Here is an 8,004-nt window from a genome sequence, read left to right as displayed (position 1 = left end):
AAGGTAGCCATAACCCACATGCAACAACAAAAGAACCCTGGAAGAACACTCGTCTTATGGATTATCGCAGCTCATCTATTTATGGGGATGGTGGCATATGAGTGGCTGCCTGTAAGTTTTAGAGGAAGCTGGATATTTATTCTCATTCTTTTAATTTCTGGGGCTTTTTTAAAAGTCGGTGCATCTTTAATCGTTGGTTTAATTGCTTTCGTAGGAGTTGCAGTTTATTTCTTACTTGATTTAAGTGCTCAAACACATATAGAACGTCAACTACTTTTACTTTTTATCATCCCCCTGATTCCTCTTTTTCTTAGTGCCGTACGCTACAATATTGAAATTAATGTCCAAAAATACCGCGATATTCAAAGTTATGACCGTAACTATCGCCGTGATATTTTCCCGCTTAGTGCACTAAAGTATTTCCAAAGAAGTTTCTTTAAACTTCTTGATCATCATCATATACAAGACTATGAAGTGTTTGAAATTAGGATTCTCAACCGAAGCCTAATTAAAGAAATGTTAGGCGAGGATGTATGGAAAACAACTCAAAATGAAATGATTAAAATTTTGAGCCAACATCATCCACAAGAAATAGTTTTCCAGTTTGCTGATGATGATCTAGAAACGATATACAGTATTGTTATTCGTAAACAAAAAACGCAAGAAGAACCTGAATTTATTAAAAAGCTAAAAGAAATTATGACTTTGCGGCTTGAAGTAGAATACAAAATTATTCAGATACCACCTGAAGAGGAGATTACTTAATGTCTAATCTTCTTAATATTTGTGGAATTATTATTGCATCTAGCCAATATCCCGATGGCACTTTGCAGCAGTTTTATCGTCAATACTATCATTGTGAAATTAAAGCTGAATCCCAAAAAACCAAAGTTCAAAGTATTAATGACCTTTCCATGTTTTTCCCATCACAGGACACATGGTGGCCTGTCTTTACAATTGAGCAAATTAGTTCAGATAGTTTCCAACAGCTTATTCATAAAGGTGTAAAGCCCGGCATCATATTACCGGATGAAGTTTTTAGCTTTTCTCGCTATTTCTTATTAAAAGAAGCAGTAACCCAAGGTGCTATTCCTATTGTTCTTTTTAAACCAGAGCAACCCCAATATTTTGCAGCTAAAGCGACATTTTCGACCGCCATTGGATTACGACCAATGGCTGCTTTTGTGTCTACAGGTTGGGATGAAAATTTAATTTCGCAGTCTGCTGGCAGTTATATTATTCAATTTAATCCGTCACAACTTCCTCTACCCTCTAGAGAAATTAAACAAAAACAACATTTTTTTTATTCTGCTAAAAATTTTAACGACCACATGTCTGGCTACGAAATTATTATTAATCCTCCAGCTGATTTACCAACAACAAATATTCGATATCCTCAACTTGGAATATCATGGAAGTTTAATAAAATTAATTACATAAGTACACCTGAGCATATAAAAACTAGTTTTCTTGGATATATTTTTATTAGTTTGAGCACCGTTGTAGTTCCTCTCGATCTCATTCTCACAAGTACCTACCCGGACCTTCTTGGTACATTTGGTAGCTATATTTCATGGATATCCTTAGTCATTGGATTGATTTTATTGGTATTGCTCATCTCCTCTATTATCAGGAGGGTTAAATCAAATGGCTCCCATTGATATTCTCTTCTTATTTGGCTTTTTAGGGATTTGGATTCCACAAGCATTTTGGGCGTGGTTAAGTTATCAAGCTTGGAAATATTCAAAGACAGCAGAAAAAGAGTTACAAAACCTTCCTATACCAGAGAGATGGCCTGTTTTGAGTGTTTTGATCCCTGCCTATAATGAAGGCGTTGTGATTGAAGATACATTACATGCAATCGCTCAACAGGACTATCCTGCCGAATCTTATGAAGTATTGCTCATCAATGATGGTTCTAAAGACAACACACTAGAAATTGCCGAAAATTTGGCACAAATTTATCCTTGCATAAAGATTGTCAATGTTCCTAAAGGGATGGGAGGCAAAGGTAAATCTAGAACTCTTAATAATGGTTTACCCCATGCTAGAGGCGAATTGATTGTTGTCTATGACGCAGACAGTACACCGGAACCAGATTGTGTTCGCTTACTAGCCCAAACCCTCCTTGCCGATAAAAAGTTAGTGGCTGTAAATGGAAAAGTAAGAACGCGTAATTGGCAAGATAGTATTTTGACCCGATTTATCGCAATTGAGTTCATTTTCTTCCAATGGATATTTCAAGGTGGTCGTTGGCAACGCTTTGAACTATCGACTTTGATGGGTACGAACTATGTTATTTGGCGTGATGCCTTAGAAACTCTGGGCGGTTTTGATGAGAAGTCATTAGTCGATGACACCGAAATGAGCTTCAGGATTTTCATTGGTCAAAAACGAATTAAATGGGTACCTTACGCAATTGGTTGGCAACAAGATCCACCCTCTTTGAGTGTATTTATTAAACAGCGCTCACGTTGGACTCAAGGTAATTTTTATGTAACACGTAAATATTTACCCGTAGCGTTAAGGACGCCTTTTCCTATCGGAATTGAAATTTTAAATAACATTATGTGCTACATACTTTTTGTACCCGCTTTATTCTGGAGTCATATCACTTTAACCCTTGGACTTCTGGATATTGCAGGTATTTCAGTTCCTGGTCCCTTCACAATCTTGTGGGGCCTCTCATTTTGCTTATATGTCGCACAAATGTGGTTTACCCTCTCACTCGAAAAAGTTAAACCAGAACTCTACTTTTATTCTGTTTTATCTTATGTAACTTACTCACAAATCTTTCTTTTTATTGTATTTAAAGCCGCATATGACATGCTTAAAAATAAAATACAAGGTAATTCCCTTCAATGGTACAAAACGGAACGTAGCAAGGAGAAAAAATAAATGAAAAAGACTTTTGATCTTTATAAAACAGCTCAAGTGCTCCTTGCCAGCACCAGTCTTATGCTCTCCATTTCTGCCCATTCATACACATGGAAACTTGACGATATTAGTACCTCAACTAAATATACGGTAGAGCCTCATTTTTTCTATATTGGTAAAGGTGCCGAATGGCAAAGTATCCAATTTTCAAGTGATTATTCCACTGAGAATAATACAACTTTACTCGTAAAATATGATGATAAACTCATTTATAACACTACGCTGAGTGGCGACGGGCAATTCAAATTTGACATCCCAGCCAGTCAGAGTGGCTTTCATCGTTTAGATTTTATTATTCAACAATATGCGAAACCGACTACTCTTAATCAAACCAAAGAAACATTCTGTACAGAAGATATTGATCACTTAACTTATTTAAGTAACTCCCAACTCGACTTTACGCCTATTCGTAATGAATATCGTTTAAAAGACTTACCAGATGCTTTATTTAACCCACAAGCAAGACGACCTACTCCATTTGTTGGCATTTTAAAATATAACCGTAAAGAGATTATAGAAGCTTCCATGCTGGCTAGATTAGCAAGTTCATGGACATCAATAACGCCTATTGAATGGGTCGATTCAGGGCAAACGAATTTAAATCCAGAAACAAACTTTATTATTGCAGTTACTCGCTCACCTACGCCACTAAAAGGCGGAGCATTAGTACAAATCATGAAACCTGTAGAAGGTGTGCCTACTCTTTCTATTACTTACCATTCTCCACAAGATTTAACGAGTGCAATAAATGGATTAATTAATCCATCTTATGTACAACAATTGAGTACAGGAAGTGCACTTTTTCCAAATACCATATCCAATCCGACTTGGGCTCAATTTAAAAAAATCGATACACTCGCTGATTTAGGCATTGAAGATTTCAGATTAAATCATGCTGAAAAAAACTTATTTCTTGATTTCCCTGCGGTATGGCAACCAACTGATATTTTGCAGGGACAAATTGCACTTCGTATTCAAAGTGGTCTATTACAAGGTTCAAATATTACTGCTTGGATTGATGGTGGGCTAGCAGGGAGCATGAAAACAGCCGACCTTGCTTCCGATCCGGTAAATCGTCAGTTCAATATTTTTGCAAAAGCTATTTCAAATACGACCAACTTTAGCTTAAAGCTTGAAAATTCGGTCATTGCTAACTCTCAGTGTTTACCCAATGCACACGGTTCACTTTGGATTGATACAGCCAAATCTACCGTAAAGCTACCCCATAAACTCAAAAATGGTGTAGCAGCAATTTCAATGACTTTAGCAACAACACCGACAATTGCAATCGATGATCAATCAGGTGCGTTAAATATCGCAATTGTTTTAGGTCAAACTGCGAAAAAAATGCTTTTAACACAAGCACCAATGCCCCTCAACCTAGTCCGTTATTCCCCGAGCTCGCCTCAATCTATTAATGTCAGAGTAAATAAAGAAATCTACCAACAACAAGTGCTAATGCATCAAAATATTATTTATGCACCTGCGGCAGCCAATGGTTTTATTGTGAGTTATGACAATAAGCGTTTTGATGTAATTACCGACTCACAAGGTGGCGCACAAACTTTCATGCATCTTTGGGAAAAGATCCAACATAAAATTCCAAATAACGTGACAAAAATGTTGGTCTCAGAAAATGGAAATATCTATGTTTTACAAAAACTAATTGTCGGAAATCAAAAAGCTCCTTTAGTCCAACAATCTTCTTTCTTCTTACTAGTTGTGATTATCTCTGCAATTATGATAATAATTATCTTCTTGTGGTACTGGTTAAGACGAAATAATGAGAAAACAGATACCAATTAAAATAGCTGCTTTTATTGTTTTAATTATATGTAGTGTCATAGCTTATGCGGGGCTTTTCAAACATCAAGGTCAAGCCCCTAATATTGAAGGAATTTTTTGGCAGCCAGACAATAACACGACTCCACCAGAGGGGAATTGGCACTATTTAGGTGTCAATACATTTGTTCCCCAATGGTCTGTTGTTGAGTCTAAATCATGGTGGGAAGAATCAAATTTTCCGCAGTGGGAAAAAGCAATTAACTTAGAAAAAATTAAACAAGAACCATGGGCAAAAAATCTCATATTGGGTTTAGCAGGTGAATATAATGAACCTAAAGCTCGAGCCAATGTTATTGAGTTAGGCGAAAAATCTGCCCAAATTATAAGAGAACAAAAAACAGCATTTAAAGGCTATTATTTTCCAGTAGAGGCAGATCCAACTTGGCTAAGAGTAAGTGCTTTAGGTCATGTACTATCTAAACTTCCTTCGCCGGTCTGGGTAAGTATTTATAGTGGTGAAAGCGAACCTGAAAATTATGATTTATGGGTCAAAAGCTGGCTACCGGAACATACTGGAGTTTTTTTTCAAGATGGTGTCGGTGTTGGTGTCCGTTCTCCTAGACAGGCCAAACATATTTTAGATCAACTTGAACATAAACTTGGAAAAGACAAAGTAATTATAGTGTTAGAAGCTTTTAGGGTAAAAAAGAATGGGCAATTTAGAGCCGCGTATCCTTGGGAAATTATTTCTCAGCTAAAAGCATACGAAGGCAAAACTGTTTATATTTTTGATGGTCCTCATTACATGAGTCGCTGGTGCGTTAACATTGTGAGCTTATGGTACCGTCTCACTTATGGTGAGCTTAACAAAGCCATAAGTGAGAAGAAAACCTTACCTTACCATTATGCCAATTCATAAGATTTAGCAATTTGATCAAGAATACGTTGAGCAGCTTGCCCATCACCAAATGGATTTTCTACATTTGCCATTTTTTCGTAGTGTTGTTGGTCGATGAGTAACTTTTCAGCTTCTTCAATAATTTTTTGTTGATTTGTCCCCACCAAAACGCCTGCCCCCACTTCAACAACCTCTGGTCGTTCAGTAGTGTCTCTCAAGATTAGCACTGGCTTATTAAATGATGGACTCTCTTCTTGCAAGCCACCCGAATCAGTCAAAATAAAACTAGATCGGTCTATGACTGCCAATAGACTTGGGTAGTCTAATGGTTTAACAAGATGGATTTGCGGATGGTCTTTAAACTTATCATGAACGACATCATGTACTGCTGGGTTTAAATGTACAGGCCAAATAAAATGTAAATCAGCATGGCCGTGGGTTAAGTGTTCAACTGCATTGCAAATATTTTGAATTCCATTACCAAAGTTTTCACGACGATGAGCAGTAATAAGTACAACTTTGTCATCCTGCTTTAATTGAATTCCATAAGGTTCAAGCTGATTCTTCAAATCAGATTTTTCAGAAATTAATTTACGTCCTAAATACACTGCATCAACAACGGTATTACCTGTAACCGTAATGAGTTCTAGTGGAATTTGTTCATTGAGTAAATTTCTTTTTGATTGTTCTGTTGGGGCAAAATGCCATTTGGTAATACGTGAAACCAACTGACGATTTCCTTCTTCTGGAAAAGGATGATCTAAATCATAAGAACGTAAACCAGCTTCAACATGCGCAACAGGAACTTTCATTGAAAACGCGACTAAGCCAGCGGCTAAAACCGTTGTTGTATCTCCCTGAATAACAATTGCATCTCTTTTTTGTCCATCAGTGTATACATTCTCGATTTGACTCAAACCATGAATTAATAACTGATTTAAACTTTGTCCAGCATTCATAATTTTCAGACGGTGGTCAATTTCAACCCCAAAGAAATCTATCGCATCTCTTACCAACTCGTCGTGTTGTCCAGTAAAAATCACTTCAACTTGAAATCTAGGATCTTGTTTTGCCAATAAAATAACAGGAGCAAGTTTGATTAATTCAGGTCGGGTTCCAAATACAATGGATATAAAAATTTTCTTCATTCTAGAAATCCTTATAAAAAACGAGTTCTACTCTGGTATTGTTGTAATGATCTTTCGTATTTACTGGCGTATCTTTAAAGTAATTGCCATACAGTCGTTCTACACGTAATTTTATAGGTTGATAATTAAAAGGCTGCCATGAAATACCTGGGCCATATTCAAATAAATTATTGTAATATTCGTCTTTAGTGTCAGCTAAGCCATGTAATTTTAAATAGGCTTGTACAGTTCCTGTTTCACCTTTATAGACATTTAGCCCTGTACGTAATCGCAGGTCACCAATAACGTTATAATCCTCTCTAGAATAAGTTGCTGCATTGCCATATAAATCAGTGAAGTAATCATTAAAACAAAGTGAATGATTACAATTATTTTGAGAATACCACTCTTGATAACCTGTCACCCCACCGACAACACTTTCACGAAATTTATCTCTATTTCGATCAATTAGATCGTAACTTCCCCCCACTTCTAAATACATGCGCACAGGTATAGAAGTCCAAGGCTGATAATTAGCGCCCACACCTAGAGTTACTGCATTTTCATCAATAATTTCAGGTCGTACACCGCCCTGAGATTGAGTATCGCGGTTTAAATTTAAAAAGCCATACACTTGTGCTCGCCCATTATCGAGGTTCTTACCATAACGGGCTTTAAGTGGGAAAATTACATCGTCATAACGTGACTCATATGAAGGCGCAAAATACACATCACGGAAATAAGTTTTGACCTCTCCTCCACTTAAATTCTTTACAGCCTCTGTCGCTTTAATGGCAATATCAGTATCCTTAGATTGGGTAAGCTCTTTAAAAACTACCAAAGCCTCTTTATTATTTTTTTGAGAATTAAGCAAATAGGCTTCTTGTAGTTTTAAATTATCATCTACTGGATCTAATCCCTCTGCTTTTCTTAAACTTTTCAAAGCTGCTTCTTGTTTCCCCATCCTAATTTGTAAATAAGTTAAACTTTTCCATACCTTAATATCCTGTGGTGTCATTTCTCCAAGTTCTAATAATAACTTCTCGGCATTTTCAGGTTGAGTCTTCTCAATTTTATAAAATTGGTCCCATTTATCATAAATCGGATTACCTGGTTTATATTCTTGATTCACAATCTCTTGGGCAAATGTAGTCTCCATGCTTAAGAGGCCTAAAGCTGGACAGATCGAACCAATAACGAGGAAGGAACGGGTTAGAGATTTTATTGTTTTGTTATTCATTGAGACCTCTAGAGTAA

7 protein-coding genes are annotated in these 8,004 nt (G+C 36.6%); 5 read left to right on the top strand and 2 right to left on the bottom strand.

What is annotated here, in order from left to right:
* Window positions 1–18 precede the first annotated feature (18 nt).
* From HUN22_RS13825 to HUN22_RS13805, 5 genes are read left to right on the top strand one after another with little or no spacing between them, the layout of a single operon-like run.
* Entirely contained in the window at window positions 19–765 is a 747-nt protein-coding gene (locus HUN22_RS13825) for a hypothetical protein (protein ID WP_174730438.1), read from the top strand.
* Window positions 765–1,661, top strand: a complete 897-nt coding sequence (locus tag HUN22_RS13820) for a hypothetical protein (protein ID WP_174730435.1) — start codon at window positions 765–767, stop codon at window positions 1,659–1,661. Before HUN22_RS13825 ends, HUN22_RS13820 begins: the two co-directional genes overlap by 1 nt.
* The gene (locus HUN22_RS13815; protein ID WP_174730432.1) at window positions 1,648–2,898 is read left to right on the top strand and encodes a glycosyltransferase family 2 protein; all 1,251 of its coding nucleotides are present in this window, start codon (window positions 1,648–1,650) and stop codon (window positions 2,896–2,898) included. Before HUN22_RS13820 ends, HUN22_RS13815 begins: the two co-directional genes overlap by 14 nt.
* Window positions 2,899–4,743: a hypothetical protein gene (locus tag HUN22_RS13810; protein WP_174730429.1), complete on the top strand. Its 1,845-nt coding sequence runs from the start codon at window positions 2,899–2,901 to the stop codon at window positions 4,741–4,743.
* A complete protein-coding gene (locus HUN22_RS13805) occupies window positions 4,721–5,641 on the top strand; it encodes a hypothetical protein (protein WP_174730426.1) in 921 nt (306 codons plus the stop codon). Before HUN22_RS13810 ends, HUN22_RS13805 begins: the two co-directional genes overlap by 23 nt.
* Here the strand turns inward: HUN22_RS13805 and wecB are convergent.
* Both wecB and HUN22_RS13795 read right to left on the bottom strand, forming a co-directional pair.
* Window positions 5,626–6,768: a non-hydrolyzing UDP-N-acetylglucosamine 2-epimerase gene (gene wecB, locus HUN22_RS13800; protein ID WP_174730423.1), complete on the bottom strand. Its 1,143-nt coding sequence runs from the start codon at window positions 6,766–6,768 to the stop codon at window positions 5,626–5,628. The genes HUN22_RS13805 and wecB overlap by 16 nt on opposite strands.
* Window position 6,769: 1 nt before the next feature.
* Window positions 6,770–7,987 carry a tetratricopeptide repeat protein gene (locus HUN22_RS13795; protein WP_217485587.1) on the bottom strand — a complete coding sequence of 406 codons (1,218 nt, stop codon included), beginning with the start codon at window positions 7,985–7,987 and terminating at the stop codon, window positions 6,770–6,772.
* Between the last annotated feature and the right edge of the window lie 17 nt (window positions 7,988–8,004).

Source organism: Acinetobacter lactucae (assembly GCF_013344765.1).
Classification (GTDB): domain Bacteria; phylum Pseudomonadota; class Gammaproteobacteria; order Pseudomonadales; family Moraxellaceae; genus Acinetobacter; species Acinetobacter lactucae_A.
The sequence above is the reverse complement of the archived record's forward strand: the minus strand, read 5'-3'. Positions and strand labels throughout refer to the sequence as shown.